A 17,177-nucleotide genomic window follows, 5' to 3' on the forward strand; every position below is an offset into this window, starting at 1 on the left:
GTGATATGCCCCAATACTGTTGGTATATCCCCAAGAGACCCTGACATAGCCATGCCTGAACACTATCGTTTTTCCTTGCCTGTTAAAGCAGGTGACCAACGCCAGCTGGGCGAACTGACAGGCGCGGCCTGCGCCACGCTGGTGGCGGAAATTGCCGAGCGCCATCCGGGGCCGGTGGTGCTGGTTGCCCCGGACATGCAAAACGCCCTGCGCCTGCACGACGAAATTCGTCAGTTCACCGACAGTCTGGTATTCAGCCTGGCCGACTGGGAAACGCTTCCCTACGACAGTTTCTCTCCGCACCAGGAGATCATCTCCTCACGCCTGTCGACGCTGTATCAGCTCCCCACCATGCAGCGCGGCGTGCTGATTGTGCCGGTGAATACCCTGATGCAGCGCGTCTGTCCGCACAGCTATTTGCACGGCCATGCGCTGGTGATGAAAAAAGGCCAGCGCCTGTCGCGCGATGCACTGCGCGTGCAGCTTGATGGAGCCGGTTACCGTCATGTCGATCAGGTGATGGAGCACGGCGAATACGCGACGCGCGGTGCGCTGCTGGATCTCTATCCAATGGGCAGCGACCAGCCGTATCGTCTGGATTTCTTCGATGATGAGATCGACAGCCTGCGCGTGTTCGACGCCGACACCCAGCGCACGCTGGAGGAAGTGGACTCCATTAATCTGCTGCCCGCCCATGAGTTCCCGACGGATAAAACCGCCATCGAACTGTTCCGCAGCCAGTGGCGCGACAGGTTCGACGTGAAACGTGATGCCGAACATATCTACCAGCAGGTCAGCAAAGGCACCCTTCCGGCCGGGATCGAGTACTGGCAGCCCCTGTTCTTTAACGAACCGCTGCCGGCGCTGTTCAGCTACTTCCCGGCCAATACGCTGATTGTTAACACCGGGGATATCGACGCCAGCGCCAGCCGCTTTGAAAGCGAAACGCGCGCCCGCTTTGAAAACCGGGGCGTTGACCCGATGCGTCCGCTGCTGCCGCCGGAAATGCTGTGGCTGCGTACCGACGAGCTCAACGCCGAGCTAAAACGCTGGCCGCGTATGCAGCTCAAAACCGATTCGCTTGCCGATAAGGCGGCGAACACCAATCTCGCGTTCCGGACGCTGCCCGATCTGGCCGTCCAGGCGCAGCAGAAATCCCCGCTCGATAACCTGCGCAAGTTTCTTGATTCCTTCACCGGGCCAGTGGTGTTCTCCGTTGAGAGTGAGGGTCGTCGTGAAGCGCTGGGCGAACTACTAGGACGGATCAAAGTTGCGCCGAAGCGCATTCATCGCCTGAGCGAAGCGACCGGAAATGGTCGTTACCTGATGATCGGCTCCGCCGAACACGGATTTATTGATACGCTCAATAACCTGGCCTTGATTTGTGAAAGCGACCTGCTGGGCGAGCGCGTGGCGCGCCGTCGTCAGGACAGCCGTCGCACCATCAACCCGGACACCCTGATCCGCAACCTGGCCGAACTGCACCCCGGTCAGCCGATCGTTCACCTGGAACACGGTGTGGGTCGCTATCAGGGAATGACCACCCTCGAAGCAGGCGGCATCAAAGGTGAATACCTGATGCTGACCTACGCGAACGACGCCAAACTGTACGTGCCAGTGTCGTCCCTGCACCTTATCAGCCGCTACGCCGGTGGCGCGGAAGATAACGCGCCGCTGCATAAGCTGGGCGGCGACGCCTGGTCACGCGCGCGGCAGAAGGCGGCGGAAAAAGTGCGCGACGTGGCCGCCGAGCTGCTGGACATTTACGCCCAGCGTGCGGCCAAAGAGGGTTATGCGTTTAAGCATGATAAAGAGCAGTACCAGCTGTTCTGCGACAGCTTCCCGTTTGAAACTACGCCGGATCAGGCTCAGGCCATAAATGCCGTGCTGAGCGACATGTGCCAGCCGCTGGCGATGGATCGCTTAGTCTGCGGCGACGTGGGCTTCGGTAAAACCGAGGTAGCAATGCGTGCCGCTTTCCTGGCGGTGGAAAACAACAAGCAGGTGGCGGTGCTGGTGCCGACTACCCTCCTCGCCCAGCAGCACTTCGACAACTTCCGCGACCGCTTCGCCAACTGGCCGGTACGCATTGAGATGCTGTCGCGTTTCCGCAGCGCCAAAGAGCAGACGCAAATCCTGGAACAGGCAAGCGAAGGCAAAATTGACATTCTGATCGGCACCCACAAGCTGCTGCAAAGCGACGTGAAGTGGAAAGATCTGGGGCTGCTGATCGTCGATGAAGAGCACCGCTTTGGGGTGCGCCACAAAGAGCGCATCAAAGCGATGCGCGCCGACGTCGACATTCTGACCCTGACCGCCACGCCGATCCCGCGCACCCTGAATATGGCGATGAGCGGCATGCGCGATCTGTCGATTATTGCCACCCCGCCGGCGCGCCGTCTGGCGGTGAAAACCTTTGTTCGCGAGTACGACAATCTGGTGGTTCGCGAGGCGATCCTGCGTGAAGTGCTGCGCGGCGGCCAGGTATATTACCTGTATAACGACGTTGAAAACATTCAGAAAGCCGCCGACAGGCTGGCAGAGCTGGTGCCGGAAGCGCGCATCGCCATTGGTCACGGCCAGATGCGCGAGCGCGAGCTGGAGCGGGTGATGAACGACTTCCACCATCAGCGTTTCAACGTGCTGGTATGTACCACCATCATTGAGACCGGGATCGACATTCCGACGGCGAACACCATCATCATCGAACGCGCGGATCACTTCGGCCTGGCCCAACTGCATCAGCTGCGCGGGCGCGTCGGGCGTTCGCACCATCAGGCCTACGCGTGGCTGCTGACGCCGCATCCGAAGGCGATGACCACCGACGCGCAAAAGCGTCTGGAAGCTATCGCCTCGCTGGAAGATCTGGGTGCTGGTTTTGCGCTGGCGACGCACGACCTGGAGATCCGCGGCGCCGGTGAGTTGTTGGGTGAAGACCAGAGCGGCTCCATGGAAACCATCGGTTTCTCTCTGTATATGGAGCTGCTGGAAAATGCCGTCGACGCGCTTAAAGCCGGACGTGAACCGTCTCTGGAAGATCTCACCAGCCAGCAGACCGAAGTGGAACTGCGCATGCCTTCCCTGTTGCCGGATGATTTTATTCCTGACGTGAATACCCGTCTGTCGTTCTACAAACGCATTGCCAGCGCGAAACGTGAAGGCGAGCTGGAAGAGATTAAAGTCGAACTGATTGACCGTTTTGGGATATTGCCCGATGCGGCGCGCAACCTGCTGGATATTGCCCGCCTGCGTCAGCAGGCGCAAAAGCTGGGCATTCGTAAGCTTGAAGGCAACGAGAAAGGCGGCGTAATTGAGTTTGCCGAGAAGAACCACGTCGATCCGATGTGGCTGATTGGCCTTCTGCAAAAACAGCCGCAGCATTTCCGTCTTGATGGCCCGACGCGTCTGAAATTTACTCAGGATCTGACGGAACGTAAAATCCGCATGGACTGGGTGCGTAACTTTATGCGTCAGTTGGAAGAGAACGCCATCGCATAACGGTTTCCCCCGCCAGCGCCCGGCTGGTGGGGGACAATTTACAAACTCTTTGCACTTCGCCCGATCTTCCCGACCATACATTCGCCATAATTATCATTAACGCCTTATAAAACAATAACCTTATCATTTGTATGGATTATGATAATGATGATTTCTTCGCGTTTTACCCGCTGGTTAACTCTGGTTGCGCTGGCCGCGACGGTTGCCGTCGCGCTCCCTGCTCGCGCCAATACCTGGCCTCTTCCGCCCGCCGGCAGCAACGTCGTAGGTGAAAACCGCTTTCACGTGGTTGAAAACGATGGCGGTTCGCTGGAAGCGATTGCTAAAAAATATAACGTCGGGTTCCTGGCGCTGTTGCAGGCCAACCCGGGCCTAGATCCCTATGTGCCCCGGGCGGGCAGCGTACTGACGATTCCGCTGCAAACCATCCTGCCGGACGCGCCGCGTCAGGGCATTGTAATTAACCTCGCCGAACTGCGTCTGTATTACTACCCGCCGGGCAAGAACGAAGTGACCGTTTACCCTATCGGTATTGGTCAACTGGGGGGCGATACGCTGACCCCTACCATGGTCACCACCGTCTCTGATAAGCGCGCTAATCCAACCTGGACCCCGACGGCAAACATTCGCGCCCGTTATAAAGCTCAAGGTATCGACCTGCCTGCCGTGGTGCCTGCTGGCCCGGATAACCCGATGGGGCACCATGCCATTCGCCTGGCGGCCTACGGTGGGGTTTATCTTCTGCACGGAACGAATGCGGATTTTGGGATCGGGATGCGCGTCAGCTCCGGCTGCATTCGCCTGCGCGATGACGACATCAAAACGCTCTACCGCGTGATCGCCCCTGGCACGAAAGTGAATATCATCAATACGCCGATTAAAGTGTCTGAAGAGCCGGGTGGCGTCCGTCTGGTTGAGATCCACCAGCCGCTATCGAAAAACATTAATGACGATCCGCAGACGCTGCCGATTAATCTGAATGCCTCGATGGTGAGCTTTAAAACGAATGCAAACACCGATGGCGCAGTGATGGAGCGGGCGATGGAAGCGCGCTCCGGGATGCCAACCGATGTCACGCGGCATCATGAGGTTGCTCAGCAGTCAATGTAAACGGTAATAACGACAAACGCCCTGCATTAGCAGGGCGTTTTTTTTTGCAGTGGCATAACGGAGGGTTGCGTTACGCTTATTTGTAGATAACTGCGGTACCGTGCAGGGTGTTAGGACCGGTCACAGAGGTGATGCGGAATGATTTCGCACCCATTTCGTCAGCTTTTTGTGCCAGCTGATCTTCCAGAGAGCCGAGGTTAGTCCCGGCAGTGGCAGAGATGGTACCGACTTTCTGCTGGTCTGCTGGAGTGGATTGCACTTCAACAGCAGCGAAGCTTGCGAAAGAGAGTGAACTCAGAACGGCGGCAGCGATGAGGGTTTTAACGTTTTTCATGATTTTATACCTTTGGGCAGATGATGTAGTGGTCGTTAGTTATTTAGTTAACGATCGATAGGTAAATGATAGATGTGATCCAGGTCACACGTCAACCCATTTTTATAATGGTCGTTAAATTAATTTCATTTTCCTTATATTTCATAAATATAAAATTAAATTATTTTTAAGAAATCACCGCTGGTCGTCGCAGACGTTTATTTTTATAATGACTATTCAACAAAACAACAGAGGACCAACGGCACATGACAACCGATGTCACGCGTTGTGCAAAGAAAAGCCGTGGCCGACCAAAAGTGTTCGACAGGGATGCGGCGCTCGATAAGGCCATGACGCTCTTCTGGCAGCATGGGTATGAAGCCACGTCGCTCTCCGACCTGGTGGAAGCAACGGGCGCGAAAGCCCCTACCCTGTACGCAGAGTTCACCAACAAAGAAGGCTTATTCCGGGCCGTTCTGGACAGATACATCTCGCGCTTCGCGGCAAAACACGAAGCCCAGCTATTCTGTGAAGAAAAAACGGTTGAGCAGGCATTGCAGGATTATTTCTGCGCAGTCGCAACCTGCTTTACCAGTAAAGACACGCCCGCGGGCTGTTTTATGATCAACACCTCCGCGACCCTCGCGGCATCGTCGAAAGAGATTGCCAACACGGTCAAATCGCGCCATGCGATGCAGGAGGAGACGCTCAGCACGTTTCTGGCTCAACGCCAGCAGCGCGGTGAAATTCCGGCGCATTGCCGTCCGCAGGAGCTGGCCCAGTATCTGAGCTGTATTCTACAGGGGATGTCCATCAGCGCCCGTGAAGGCGCGACGCTGGAAAAACTGCAGGGGATTACGCAAACAACGCTGCGCCTGTGGCCTGAACTTCTTAAACTCTGACGCAAAAAAAAGCTCCTCAGCCTGAGCGCATGAGGAGCTAAGTTCAGAGAACATCTTTTTTACACTTTGTTATTCAGTATCAGCTGACCATTGCTGTCGAGAGGGATCTGCGTACCAGGATCTTTATCCATGCGGATTTTGCCCTGCTGATCGCCAATTTTGTAGGTTACGTCGTAGCCCAACATTTTTTCAGACTTGTCATACACGGTTTTACAGCGCTGCTGCGTTGTGGTGTAGGTATCATTTTCCTGCATCGCGCCCTGCACCTGGTTACCGGCATAACCGCCACCCAGCGCACCAACTACCGTCGCGACATCCTTACCACGGCCACCACCAAACTGATGACCAATCACCCCACCAGCAACCGCGCCCAGCACGGAGCCAGCGATACGGTTTTCATCCTGAACCGGACGACGATGGGTGACAGAAACATTACGGCACTCCTGACGAGGCGTCTTGACCGTCTCTTTAATCGGTGTAGCGGAAACCACCTGCGCATACTGCGGGCCACGATCAAGTACGTTCAGACTGGCAACGGCAGCCACACCTAACGCAGCTGCGACGCCAATCCCTATACCCGCCAACATTGATTTATTCACGGGACTTCCTCCTTTGTTGCAATTGGTAGCAATTTTGCAGCGCAATAAACACTTCGCCAATAAGATAAAGGATCAAAAAACCGCGGGATGAGCTGGGATAGCGTCTGTTTAAGAGAACTCTTAAGCATCAGGAGCGAAATGCACAGCATGATGTGCTAAGAATTCCCTCCGGAGAGCCCGGAGGGAGGGAGAAATTAGTGCAGCTTCAGGCGTGGGCGGATAACGCGGTTGATGCGGCCGACCAGCATCATCAGGCCGGTTTTGAAGTAGCCGTGCAGCGCAATCTGGTGCATACGGTACAGAGAAATGTACACGAAGCGGGCGATGCGCCCTTCCACCATCATGGAGCCGCGCATCAGGTTGCCCATCAGGCTGCCCACGGTGGAAAAGTTTGAGAGCGATACCAGAGAGCCGTGGTCTTTGTAGACATAGGCTTTCATCGGTTTGCCTTTCATCTGCGCCAGGATGTTATGCAGCACGAGGCTTGCCATCTGGTGCGCGGCCTGAGCGCGAGGAGGCACAAACCCGCCTTCCGGACGCGCGCAGGAGGCACAGTCGCCGATAGCGAAGATGTCCGGATCGCGCGTGGTTTGCAGCGTCGGCTCTGTCACCAGCTGGTTAATACGGTTTGTCTCCAGCCCACCGATATCTTTCATGAAATCAGGCGCTTTGATCCCCGCAGCCCAGACCATCAGGTCGGCCTGGATGTATTCGCCGTCTTTGGTATGCAGTCCGCCCTCATCCGCGCTGGTCACCATGGTCTGGGTCAGCACGCGCACGCCCAGTTTGGTCAGCTCGTTGTGCGCCGCGCCAGAAATACGCGGCGGCAGCGCAGGCAGAATACGTTCACCTGCTTCCACCAGCGTCACATTCAGCGCTTCATTAGTCAGCCCTTTGTAGCCATAGCTGTGCAGCTGTTTGACCGCATTGTGCAACTCCGCCGATAATTCAACGCCCGTTGCGCCGCCGCCCACGATAGCAATGTTAACCTTGCCGTTAGCACCCATGTTGTTGGTGTACTTCAGGAACAGGTTAAGCATCTCCTGATGGAAACGACGCGCCTGATGCGGGTTATCCAGGAAGATACAGTGCTCTTTTACGCCTGGGGTGTTGAAATCATTGGACGTACTGCCCAGGGCCATCACCAGCGTGTCATAGGCCAGCTTGCGCTCAGGAACCAGCAGCTCGCCTTTATCATCACGCAGCTCAGCCAGCGTGATGGTTTTATTTTCACGGTTGATGTCCACCACCGAACCCAGCTGGAACTGGAAGTGGTGGTTACGCGCATGCGCCAGATAGCTGAGCGCATCCACGCCCTCATCCAGCGACCCGGTCGCCACTTCGTGCAGTAACGGCTTCCACAGATGGCTGTGGTTACGATCCACCAGCGTGATTTTGGCTTTCTTACCGCGACCCAGTTTCTTACCCAGCTGCGTCGCCAGCTCCAGCCCGCCAGCTCCACCGCCGACAATCACTATCTTTTTCAATGGCGTAGTCAACGTGACCCCCTCAAATTATTAACCAATTGTTAATTAAAAGTTATATAAATAACCCTTAATTAACAACAGGTTACTGCGCTGAAACCATTCAGATTCATTGAGAATAGCACGTCAGGCGCATTGGTCATACCAAAATTGATATGTATCAAGTTTTGATGGTTTAAAAGTAGACAACTCTGACAAAAAAGAGGCCCGGCACGCTTTCACGTACCGGGCCTTTGTCAGGTTCAGGGAGTTCAGCCCAGCGTTTTAAAGGCCTTAATACGCTGCAAGTGCGGGGAAATATTTTTGAACTTGTGGGTCTGCTCTTCGTCCCAGACAATTTCGTAGTAATGATGCAGAAGTTCGGCAGCGCGGGAGCTGTCCAGCGCTTCATCGTTGCGGGAGAGGATCGCCAGACACCGGTCGCGGTTCTTTTCGCGGAAATTGCTCACGCATTTTGTTGCGATATCGGCGTACTCTTCCGGACGGTCAATCTTGCCTTCCATGTTTTCGTTTGGAAACAGGTTAGGATTAAAAATGACCTGACGGATATCGCACAAAAAACCGATGCGCTCTGCCCAGTATCCCCCCAACCCCACGCCGCAAATCAGCGGGCGATCGTCGATATTGAGCTGCAACATTTTGTCCACTTCTTTAAGCAGATGCTGCATGTCATGTTTCGGATGACGCGTGCTGTAACTGATCAGCCGGACATCCGGATCGATAAACTGCAATTGCAGCACTTTCTCATGGTTACCAGGACTGTTTGAGTCAAAACCGTGTAAATAAATGATCATCGTCTCACCACGCTACGCCTTCCGGGATGAATTAAAGGGCTGCTTTATGTGCCTGCCAGCGCTCGTTCAGGGCTTCAAGCCGGGCGTTTACCGATTTCCAGCGCGCCGAGTCCATCAGCTCCTGACGACTAAATGAACCTTTATGATACAATTGTGTAACACGTTCAGCATTGATCGGCGACAGGTTATCCAGCACGCTCACCGCCCCTTTACGATTATTGCAGACGAGGATCATATCGCAACCTGCATCCAGCGAAGCCTGCCCACGTTCGGCATAGCTTCCCATGATCGCCGCCCCTTCCATGGATAAATCGTCAGAGAAAATAACGCCATTGAAGCCCAACTCCTGACGCAGCACGGTTTTAAGCCAGTGCGGAGAGCCGCTGGCCGGACGCGGATCAACGTCACTGTAGATGACGTGCGCAGGCATAATAGCGTCCAGCTTGTTATCGGTAATCAGCGAGCGGAAAACAGACATATCTTTAGCGCGAATGTCTGCTTCCGGGCGCGGATCGCGCGGGGTTTCTTTATGGGAATCCGCCGTCACCGCCCCGTGGCCCGGGAAATGCTTGCCGGTGGTTTTCATGCCCGCATCGTGCATACCGTCAATGAAGCGCGTCGCCATTGCCAGCGCGATACGTGGATCGTCATGATACGAACGCTCACCAATTGCCGCGCTAATGTGTCCTACGTCCAGCACCGGGGCGAAGCTGATATCGATATCCATGGCGATCATCTCGCTGGCCATCAGCCAGCCTGCGTCCTGCGCCAGTTGACCGCCCTCTTCAGCACCCAGCAGCGCAGCAAAAGATTGTGCGGCGGGTAAACGGGTAAACCCTTCGCGGAAACGCTGCACGCGTCCACCTTCCTGGTCGACGGCCACCACCAGGCGATTGCGTGACGCCGCGCGGATCTGGCGAACCAGCTCGCGCAACTGCGCCGGATCGTGATAATTGCGGGTGAAAAGAATCAGCCCCCCTACCAGCGGGTGCGCCAGAATTTCGCGCTCTTCCGCATCAAGCTCAAACCCTTCAACATCCAACATTACTGGACCCACACCAACCTCTCTTATCCTTTCGTTTGTAACTGACGCCAGGCATCATTTGCCAGCGCAATAAATTGTTCGTCATCTGTCTGCTGAAGGCGCATTTCAAACCATCCCGCCATCAGCATCAGCACCCACGGACGCCAGCGCGCGACCTGCCGCGCAAGGGTGAGTACATTTATGTTGGCGTTTCGGGCATAGGCGGTTATCAGCTGCACGCGCGAAGCCTCATCAGGCATCCAGACCGCAGCGAGTTCAAGCGCCACGTCACCGTCCCCGGCATATTCCCAGTCGATAAGTTTCTCGCCCGCCGTGGTATGAACGATATTCCCCGCATGGACATCCATATGCAGCGGCGCCAGACGTAACGCCTTCGGCTCTCCCGCTTTACGCAGCCGCTTAAGCTGCGCCAGCCAGAAGGGCGTGCGTCGTCCAGGCGCAGCCTGCTGCCAATAGCTATCCAGTAATGGAAGTAACGTCACCCGCCAGCCCAGACGCGGCTGTCGATGCAGATGATACAGCATGGCTGCCAGCGTGGGCGTATCGGGAAGCTCGCTTTTGATCTCACCCGCAATAAACGCCACCGTCATCCAGTCCCTGATAAAGAGATGAGGTTTCGGGGCAAGGTCGGCGGGAAGGCGCTTCAGGGCGCGGAACTGGCGACGAAAATGGGCGGCAGGCGCGGCGGCATCGTGATGCTGACGTAAAACCAGCCGATGGTCGCCACGCTCAATAATGCAACTCGCGCCGCCAAGCCCGACGGGGGCTTGCGGCGCGATAACACGGTACTGGGGGAAATAACGCGTCAGGACATCATGACGCGTGCGCTTATTGTTGCGTAACGGCACCTTTACCTGACCAGATAATTTCGCCGGTTTGAACCAGCATTAACTGCATCTGCAACGACGGCGTGTTCACGTTGCCTGTCGCGTTAGAATAAAGGACATACTGCGCGCCAACGTTGCGGGCGATACCAATCGCTTTACTGCGCGAACCCAGGCTGTCCTGAGGCGACAGACCAAGCTGTTGCTTGGCGACCGCGAGCTGCTGGGCTGAGACCAGCGTAAATTTACCGTTGTTTGCCAGCGCGTTGCGCAGAGTTTCCGTCGCTTCTCCCGCATTCAAGGAACCGTTTGTACGGTTGTTCACGCTGTCCACCAGCAGCACACTGCCAGGCGTAACGCCCTGTGCCTGCAACATTTTGCCCACCATCGGCTGCATCGCGCCGTTCCAGTCATAGTGCCGCACTCGCGGCGCAGGCTGCGCGGTATCGTCCGGATGTTCGATCGGGCCAGGCTGCGCCGGAATAGTCGGTACAGACGGCACGGTTGGAACAGGTTGCGCCGGTGTTGTTGGCTGTTCCGTTCCCGGCTTCGCCTGATCCACCGGTGCAGGTTCTTCCGTTCGCGTCACACAGCCTGCCAGAAAGAGTGCGAACGCACTCAGGAGCGCATAACGGCTCATTGTTTTAATCAAGGTTCACTCCTTACAAATAAAGATAAAGTCTCACCTTATGTGCACCCAGATAGCTGGCGCTGCCGTAGAGCGTGACCGACGATCTTGCCGGGACCGTCACGCTACGCGGCGCCTCAAGCGGGTGCATCTCAAGACCTCTCACGTCATACCAGTAGAAGCGATAATGCACCGTCACTGGCTCTTGCCTTTCGTTATAGAGCGTAGAGGAGGCAGAAGACTGGATTTCGCTTATGGTCAACGAAGGATTTTCCGCCGTGATGCCCGCAGCAAGCACTGAGGACTCCATCACCAGCGTCTGTTCTTCACTGACCGGGATGGCGGGACGCGCGCTGCACCCAACCATAACCAGCGTCACGATCAGCGCTGCAATACGCCCAGTTAACATATTAAAGACCTTTATGTGCCAGCATCGGTCCCAGTGGACGTCCACCCAGAAGATGCATATGAATATGATAGACTTCCTGGCCGCCATGGCGATTACAGTTCATGATCAAACGGTATCCATCTTCAGCAATCCCTTCCTGCTCAGCAATTTTCGCGGCCACCGTAAGCATACGGCCCAGCGCAACTTCATGCTCGGTTTTAACGTCATTGACGGTCGGAATCAGAATATTGGGAATAATAAGGATGTGCGTCGGCGCCTGGGGAGAAATGTCGCGGAAAGCCGTGACCAGTTCATCCTGATAGACAATATCCGACGGAATTTCGCGGCGGATAATTTTACTGAAAATCGTTTCTTCAGCCATGACCTTTTCCTTTTAAGTTTAATCTGGCGTCGTGCGTCCGTTGTTAACACACATTGTCTGTTTTACTGTGTGACACAACACAAGAGTATGAGCGAGTTTCTCCTGTCCTTTCAACCTTCTCCCGTGATTTCTTTCCTGATTATCGCCCATCTGGGTGAAGAGGCATCGCTTTAGGACATTTCTTTTCTGAAACCTGATTTCAGTTCATCCCGAAACATCTGTTTACAGCGTTAATCACAATGCGTATATTTCGCATTTGCATTTTCATGCGCATTTTTAACATAGAAAACGACGTCAGCCCGTACTAGCGGGACTGTCGCGCACTACCTTCACCATTCACTAAGGGTTTGATGATGTCTTTCATTAATCACACCAGGGATGGGCAACGTCAGCCTGCCGCAACACCTTCGTTGCTGGCCGCCTGCATTGCTATGGCATTGACGCCAACCACCGCTTTCGCTGCTTCAACAGCCGAAGATACCGTCGTCGTTGATGGGGGTTTTGATAACACACAGGATCTTTCTGCCAGCCAGGATCAGGATTACAGCGTAAAAACCACCACCACCGGCACCAAACTGTTGCTGGTTCCCCGCGACATCCCACAGTCCGTCAGCGTTATCAGCCAGCAACGTATGGCTGACCAGAATCTGCAATCCATCGGCCAGGTGCTGACGAACACCACGGGCATTACGGCGCAAGTGCAGGACAGCGACCGTACCGTATTTTACTCACGCGGATTTTTCGTCAGCAACTACGCCTATGACGACCTTCCAACGTCCATCAGTGAAGTGTGGAACTTTGGTGATACCGCCGCCGATACCGCAATTTATGACCGCATTGAAGTGGTCCGCGGCGCCACAGGCCTGATGTCCGGGACGGGCAACCCGGCGGCGTACGTTAATATGGTGCGCAAGCATGCGGACAGCCAGGAATTTAAAGGCAACGTTTCCGCCAGCTACGGCAGCTGGGACAAGCAGCGTTACGTGCTGGATCTCCAGGCGCCGCTAGTGGAATCAGGTAAGGTACGGGGTCGTCTGATCACGGGTTATCAGGACAACGACAGCTTCGTGGATAACTACCACTACCGGAAGAAATTCCTCTACGGCGTGATGGATGCAGATGTTACCGACAGCACGACCCTCTCTGTAGGGTATGAGTATCAGGAAAGCCATACCGCCGACCCAACCTGGGGCGGGCTGCCGACCTGGTACAGCGACGGAAGTAAGACCAACTACAATCGCAGCCAGACCGTCGCGCCTGACTGGGCCTATTCAGATAAAGACAGCACCCGCATCTTCGCTAACCTGACCCAGCGTTTCGATAATGGCTGGGAAGCGCACATCAACGGCATGCATGCTGAAACCAACTTTGACTCTAAGCTGATGTATATGTCCGGTTATCCGGATAAAGAGACCGGCGCGGGCCTGGTGGGTTACGGCGGCTGGAACCGCGGGGAACGTAAACAGGATGCGGTCGATGCCTTCCTGCGCGGCGGCTTCGATCTCTTTGGCCGTCAGCACGAGATGATGTTCGGCGGCAGCTTTAGCCGTCAGCGTAACCATTACGACAACACCATGCCGGATGCAGTATACGGCATGGTTGATGTCGGCAACTTTAAGAACTGGAACGGGAACATTGCCGATCCGCAGTGGACGCCGTGGAAACTCTACAGCAAGGATGATATTCGCCAGTCTTCAGCCTATTCCTCTGCGCGTTTCTCACTCGCCGATCCGTTGCACCTGATCCTGGGGGCGCGTTACACCCAATACAACATTCGCTATAACCCCGCTGGTTCGCCGAATACACGTCTGGAAAGCACCAAAGATGATGTCACGCCGTATGCTGGCCTGGTGTATGACATCAATGAGGACTGGTCGACCTACGTCAGCTATACCTCTATCTTCCAGCCGCAGGATAAGCGCAATGCCAGTGGACGTTATCTCGACCCTACCACGGGTAAAAGCTACGAAGCCGGGGTGAAGGCAGACTGGTTTAATACCCGCCTCACCACCTCGTTGGCGATTTTCCGCATTGAGCAGGATAACGTGGCCAGCAACACGTATACCTACATGCCGAGCGGTGAGTCGATTTATGAATCGCTGGACGGGGTGGTCAGTAAAGGGGTCGAGTTTGAGCTCAATGGTGCACTGACCGATAACTGGCAGCTGACCTTTGGCGCGACGCGTTACATTGCAGAAGATAAGAATGGCAACGCCGTCAGCTCCGATCAGCCGCGCACAACCATGAAGCTGTTCACCCGTTATCAACTGCCAATGCTGCCGGTACTGACCGTGGGCGGTGGCGTAAACTGGCAGAACAAAGTGTGGACGGACGTGGAAGGCGGTCCGGCAGGACGTTCCCGCGCGGAGCAAGGCAGTTATGGGCTGGTGAACCTGTTCAGTCGCTATCAGGTCACCAAAGACTTTGCTGTTCAGGCTAACGTCAACAACCTGTTCGACAAAGAGTATTACGACTACGTCGGATCGTATGTAGTGTATGGCGCGCCACTGAACGTTTCGGTGAGCGCGAGCTACGATTTCTGAGTATTAAGCCCGGTGGCGCTGCGCTTACCGGGCCTACTCATCACGTAGGCCGGGTTAGGCGCAGCCGCCACCCGGCCCCCCAAACCGAGTAATAAAAAAGGCAGCCATTCGGCTGCCTTAGTCTCCCCAGATCACAGCTTAGTTGTTGCGGATGTACTCATCCATTTCGGTTTTCAGGTTATCGGATTTCGTTCCGAAGATTGCCTGAACACCAGAACCTGCAACAACGACGCCTGCTGCGCCCAGTTTTTTCAGACCCGGCTGGTCGACTTTCGCAACGTCGGCAACGCTCACACGCAGACGAGTGATACACGCGTCCAGGTTAGTGATGTTCTCTTTACCGCCGAAAGCAGCAACCAGAGCAGGTGCCATTTCGCTGGTCACACCGGCTTTGCTGTCTTCCGTTGCATCTTCACGACCCGGCGTTTTCAGGTCCAGTGCTTTGATCAGCACGCGGAAGACGGTGTAGTACACCACTGCGTAGCCCGCACCCACGATAGGGAACAGCCACAGCTTGCTGCTGTTACCGGACAGAACGATGAAGTCGATCAGGCCGTGAGAGAAGGACGTACCGTCACGCATACCCAGCAGGATACAGATTGGGAATGCCAGACCTGCCAGTACCGCGTGGATGATGTACAGGATCGGCGCAACGAACATGAAGGAGAACTCGATCGGCTCGGTGATACCGGTCAGGAACGAGGTCAGCGCTGCGGAGATCATGATACCGCCCACTTTTGCACGGTTCTCTGGTTTAGCAGAGTGCCAGATAGCAATTGCAGCGGCCGGCAGACCGTACATTTTGAACAGGAAGCCACCAGACAGTTTACCTGCCGTTGGGTCGCCCGCCATGTAGCGTGGGATGTCGCCGTGGAACACCTGACCTGCTGCGTTGGTGTATTCACCAATCTGCATCTGGAATGGAACGTTCCAGATGTGGTGCAGACCAAATGGTACCAGGCAGCGCTCAATGAAGCCGTAGATACCGAACGCCACAACCGGGTTCTGGTAAGCTGCCCACTGAGAGAAGGTCTGGATTGCCGTACCGATTGGTGGCCAGATGAAGGACAGGACGACACCGGTGAAAATCGCGGCCAGACCAGAAATGATCGGCACAAAACGTTTACCCGCGAAGAAGCCCAGATACTCAGGCAGCTTGATGCGATAGAAGCGGTTAAACATATACGCTGCAATCGCACCGGAGATGATACCACCGAGAACACCGGTGTCCGCCAGGTGCTTAGCGGCAATCTCTTCAGCAGGCAAATGCAGTACCAGCGGCGCAACCACAGCCATGGTTTTCACCATGATGCCGTAAGCAACAACGGACGCCAGAGCGGAAACACCGTCGTTATTGGTGAAGCCCAGAGCAACACCGATAGCGAAGATCAGCGGCATGTTAGCAAAAACAGAACCGCCTGCTTCGGCCATCACGTGGGAAACTACGGCTGGCAGCCAGCTGAAGTTTGCAGAACCGACACCCAGCAGGATACCTGCGATAGGCAGTACGGATACTGGCAGCATCAGCGATTTACCGACCTTTTGCAGGTTAGCAAATGCATTCTTAAACATAATTGAGAGTGCTCCTGAGTATTTGTGCTTTTTTTTACGTTTTCACGCATTGGCCCGGGGGGAGTACCGCGCCGTGGACAGGACATCTAAGCGCCCTTTATTTATTACACAGAGTAAAATAATTCCCTCTGAGTTTGTTTGACGGCTATCACGTTTCAGTTCAAGACGGCCAAAAAACTTGCAGATATTTACATAAAGCATGTCTGGATGTGTCTAAAAACGCCATCACCGCCCCGAATGAGGCGGTGAACTTTACTCGCTTTACTTATTAATTACGAGCCTAAAAATAACAGGTGTATCAGACAGATTGTAGGCGGGCGGGGTCAATATGGAACAGGCTGGCGAAGTTTTCCGTTGTCACGCGAGCCAGTTCTTCAATACTGACACCTTTCAGAACGGCCATATACTCAGCGACATCCCGGGTCATCGCTGGCTGGTTCTCTTTGCCACGATGAGGCACCGGCGCCAGGTACGGGGAATCGGTTTCAACCAGAATACGATCCAGCGGAACATAGCGCGCCGCATCACGCAGTTGCTCAGCATTACGGAACGTGACAATCCCCGAGAACGAGATATAAAAGCCCAAATCAAGCAGCTTACCCGCCGTTTCTCTGTCTTCTGTAAAACAGTGTAGTACGCCACCGCAATCCGTCACCTTTTCTTCCCGCAGGATATCCAGCGTGTCGGCGCGCGCATCTCGGGTGTGAACGATAACCGGCTTATTCAGTTCCCGGCCAATGCGGATGTGGTTACGGAAGGATTCCTGCTGGCGAGGTTTCGTTTCCGGAGTGTAGAAATAGTCCAGGCCGGTCTCGCCCATCGCCACTACGCCCTCTTCTGCGGCAAGACGGCGTAAATCCTCAACGTCGTACGCTTCATCCTGATTCAGCGGATGCACGCCGCAGGAGAAGACGACATTATCGCGCTCGCCTACCAGTTCACGCATGGAGCGGTAACCCGGCAACGTGGTTGCCACGGCCAGGCAAAATTTCACATCGCGCGCGGCGGCTTTCGCCAGCACGTCGTCCACATTTTTATGCAGGGATTGATAATCCAGGCCATCGAGATGGCAGTGTGAGTCGACTAAAAACATAA

The 17,177-nt window shown here is 55.1% G+C and carries 15 protein-coding genes; 4 read left to right on the forward strand and 11 right to left on the reverse strand.

What is annotated here, in order from left to right; translation table 11 throughout:
• The first annotated feature begins 51 nt into the window (after nucleotides 1–51).
• Both mfd and IPZ49_RS10345 read left to right on the forward strand, forming a co-directional pair.
• A complete protein-coding gene (gene mfd / locus IPZ49_RS10340) occupies nucleotides 52–3,498 on the forward strand; it encodes a transcription-repair coupling factor (RefSeq protein ID WP_023305875.1) in 3,447 nt (1,148 codons plus the stop codon).
• A gap of 144 nt (nucleotides 3,499–3,642) precedes the next feature.
• A complete protein-coding gene (locus IPZ49_RS10345; RefSeq protein WP_063146101.1) occupies nucleotides 3,643–4,608 on the forward strand; it encodes a L,D-transpeptidase family protein in 966 nt (321 codons plus the stop codon).
• A 76-nt stretch (nucleotides 4,609–4,684) separates the two neighbouring features.
• On the opposite strand, the gene bhsA is transcribed toward IPZ49_RS10345, so the two are convergent.
• The gene (gene bhsA, locus IPZ49_RS10350; RefSeq protein ID WP_006809234.1) at nucleotides 4,685–4,942 is read right to left on the reverse strand and encodes a multiple stress resistance protein BhsA; all 258 of its coding nucleotides are present in this window, start codon (nucleotides 4,940–4,942) and stop codon (nucleotides 4,685–4,687) included.
• Between the two features lie 245 nt (nucleotides 4,943–5,187).
• Between bhsA and comR the strand changes: the two genes are divergently transcribed.
• A complete protein-coding gene (gene comR, locus IPZ49_RS10355; RefSeq protein ID WP_022647753.1) occupies nucleotides 5,188–5,823 on the forward strand; it encodes a TetR family copper-responsive transcriptional repressor ComR in 636 nt (211 codons plus the stop codon).
• A 59-nt stretch (nucleotides 5,824–5,882) separates the two neighbouring features.
• Here comR and IPZ49_RS10360 read toward each other — a convergent pair whose 3' ends face one another.
• The 8 genes from IPZ49_RS10360 to hinT all read right to left on the reverse strand — a co-directional run bounded on the left by IPZ49_RS10360 (nucleotide 5,883) and on the right by hinT (nucleotide 11,967).
• Nucleotides 5,883–6,422: a glycine zipper 2TM domain-containing protein gene (locus IPZ49_RS10360; protein ID WP_017384715.1), complete on the reverse strand. Its 540-nt coding sequence runs from the start codon at nucleotides 6,420–6,422 to the stop codon at nucleotides 5,883–5,885.
• 194 nt (nucleotides 6,423–6,616) lie between these two features.
• Nucleotides 6,617–7,921: an NAD(P)/FAD-dependent oxidoreductase gene (locus IPZ49_RS10365; RefSeq protein WP_017693633.1), complete on the reverse strand. Its 1,305-nt coding sequence runs from the start codon at nucleotides 7,919–7,921 to the stop codon at nucleotides 6,617–6,619.
• A 236-nt stretch (nucleotides 7,922–8,157) separates the two neighbouring features.
• A complete protein-coding gene (gene ycfP / locus IPZ49_RS10370; protein WP_022647750.1) occupies nucleotides 8,158–8,700 on the reverse strand; it encodes an alpha/beta hydrolase YcfP in 543 nt (180 codons plus the stop codon).
• 31 nt (nucleotides 8,701–8,731) lie between these two features.
• Nucleotides 8,732–9,757 (reverse strand): beta-N-acetylhexosaminidase, encoded by a 1,026-nt coding sequence (gene nagZ / locus IPZ49_RS10375; RefSeq protein WP_063146102.1) that lies wholly within the window; start codon nucleotides 9,755–9,757, stop codon nucleotides 8,732–8,734.
• An 11-nt stretch (nucleotides 9,758–9,768) separates the two neighbouring features.
• Nucleotides 9,769–10,593: a thiamine kinase gene (thiK, locus tag IPZ49_RS10380; protein ID WP_063146103.1), complete on the reverse strand. Its 825-nt coding sequence runs from the start codon at nucleotides 10,591–10,593 to the stop codon at nucleotides 9,769–9,771.
• A complete protein-coding gene (lpoB, locus tag IPZ49_RS10385) occupies nucleotides 10,574–11,218 on the reverse strand; it encodes a penicillin-binding protein activator LpoB (protein ID WP_085929697.1) in 645 nt (214 codons plus the stop codon). The genes thiK and lpoB overlap by 20 nt, the downstream gene beginning before the upstream one ends.
• 13 nt (nucleotides 11,219–11,231) lie before the next feature.
• Nucleotides 11,232–11,606 carry a YcfL family protein gene (locus IPZ49_RS10390; protein ID WP_022647747.1) on the reverse strand — a complete coding sequence of 125 codons (375 nt, stop codon included), beginning with the start codon at nucleotides 11,604–11,606 and terminating at the stop codon, nucleotides 11,232–11,234.
• A gap of 1 nt (nucleotide 11,607) precedes the next feature.
• Complete coding sequence (gene hinT, locus IPZ49_RS10395) at nucleotides 11,608–11,967, reverse strand: purine nucleoside phosphoramidase (protein ID WP_006809243.1); 360 nt, start codon at nucleotides 11,965–11,967, stop codon at nucleotides 11,608–11,610.
• A gap of 353 nt (nucleotides 11,968–12,320) precedes the next feature.
• Here hinT and fhuE point away from each other — a divergent pair, with 353 nt between their 5' ends.
• A complete protein-coding gene (gene fhuE, locus IPZ49_RS10400) occupies nucleotides 12,321–14,510 on the forward strand; it encodes a ferric-rhodotorulic acid/ferric-coprogen receptor FhuE (protein WP_063146104.1) in 2,190 nt (729 codons plus the stop codon).
• 138 nt (nucleotides 14,511–14,648) lie between these two features.
• Here the strand turns inward: fhuE and ptsG are convergent, their stop codons facing one another.
• Together ptsG and IPZ49_RS10410 are read right to left on the reverse strand one after the other, a co-directional pair.
• Nucleotides 14,649–16,082 (reverse strand): PTS glucose transporter subunit IIBC, encoded by a 1,434-nt coding sequence (gene ptsG, locus IPZ49_RS10405; RefSeq protein ID WP_006809245.1) that lies wholly within the window; start codon nucleotides 16,080–16,082, stop codon nucleotides 14,649–14,651.
• A 298-nt stretch (nucleotides 16,083–16,380) separates the two neighbouring features.
• Complete coding sequence (locus tag IPZ49_RS10410) at nucleotides 16,381–17,175, reverse strand: metal-dependent hydrolase (protein ID WP_063146105.1); 795 nt, start codon at nucleotides 17,173–17,175, stop codon at nucleotides 16,381–16,383.
• Nucleotides 17,176–17,177: the final 2 nt, after the last annotated feature.

It is taken from the genome of Enterobacter cloacae complex sp. S2, from assembly GCF_015159675.1.
In the GTDB taxonomy this organism is placed as follows: Bacteria; Pseudomonadota; Gammaproteobacteria; order Enterobacterales; family Enterobacteriaceae; genus Enterobacter; species Enterobacter intestinihominis.

Excerpts from the sequence above, each read along its gene's own strand:
- mfd (WP_023305875.1), top strand. The coding sequence starts at position 52 with ATGCCTGAACACTATCGTTTTTCCTTGCCTGTTAAAGCAGGTGACCAA.
- IPZ49_RS10345 (WP_063146101.1), top strand. The coding sequence starts at position 3,643 with ATGATGATTTCTTCGCGTTTTACCCGCTGGTTAACTCTGGTTGCGCTG.
- bhsA (WP_006809234.1), bottom strand. The coding sequence starts at position 4,942 with ATGAAAAACGTTAAAACCCTCATCGCTGCCGCCGTTCTGAGTTCACTC.
- comR (WP_022647753.1), top strand. The coding sequence starts at position 5,188 with ATGACAACCGATGTCACGCGTTGTGCAAAGAAAAGCCGTGGCCGACCA.
- ycfP (WP_022647750.1), bottom strand. The coding sequence starts at position 8,700 with ATGATCATTTATTTACACGGTTTTGACTCAAACAGTCCTGGTAACCAT.
- IPZ49_RS10390 (WP_022647747.1), bottom strand. The coding sequence starts at position 11,606 with ATGTTAACTGGGCGTATTGCAGCGCTGATCGTGACGCTGGTTATGGTT.
- hinT (WP_006809243.1), bottom strand. The coding sequence starts at position 11,967 with ATGGCTGAAGAAACGATTTTCAGTAAAATTATCCGCCGCGAAATTCCG.
- fhuE (WP_063146104.1), top strand. The coding sequence starts at position 12,321 with ATGTCTTTCATTAATCACACCAGGGATGGGCAACGTCAGCCTGCCGCA.
- ptsG (WP_006809245.1), bottom strand. The coding sequence starts at position 16,082 with ATGTTTAAGAATGCATTTGCTAACCTGCAAAAGGTCGGTAAATCGCTG.
- IPZ49_RS10410 (WP_063146105.1), bottom strand. The coding sequence starts at position 17,175 with ATGTTTTTAGTCGACTCACACTGCCATCTCGATGGCCTGGATTATCAA.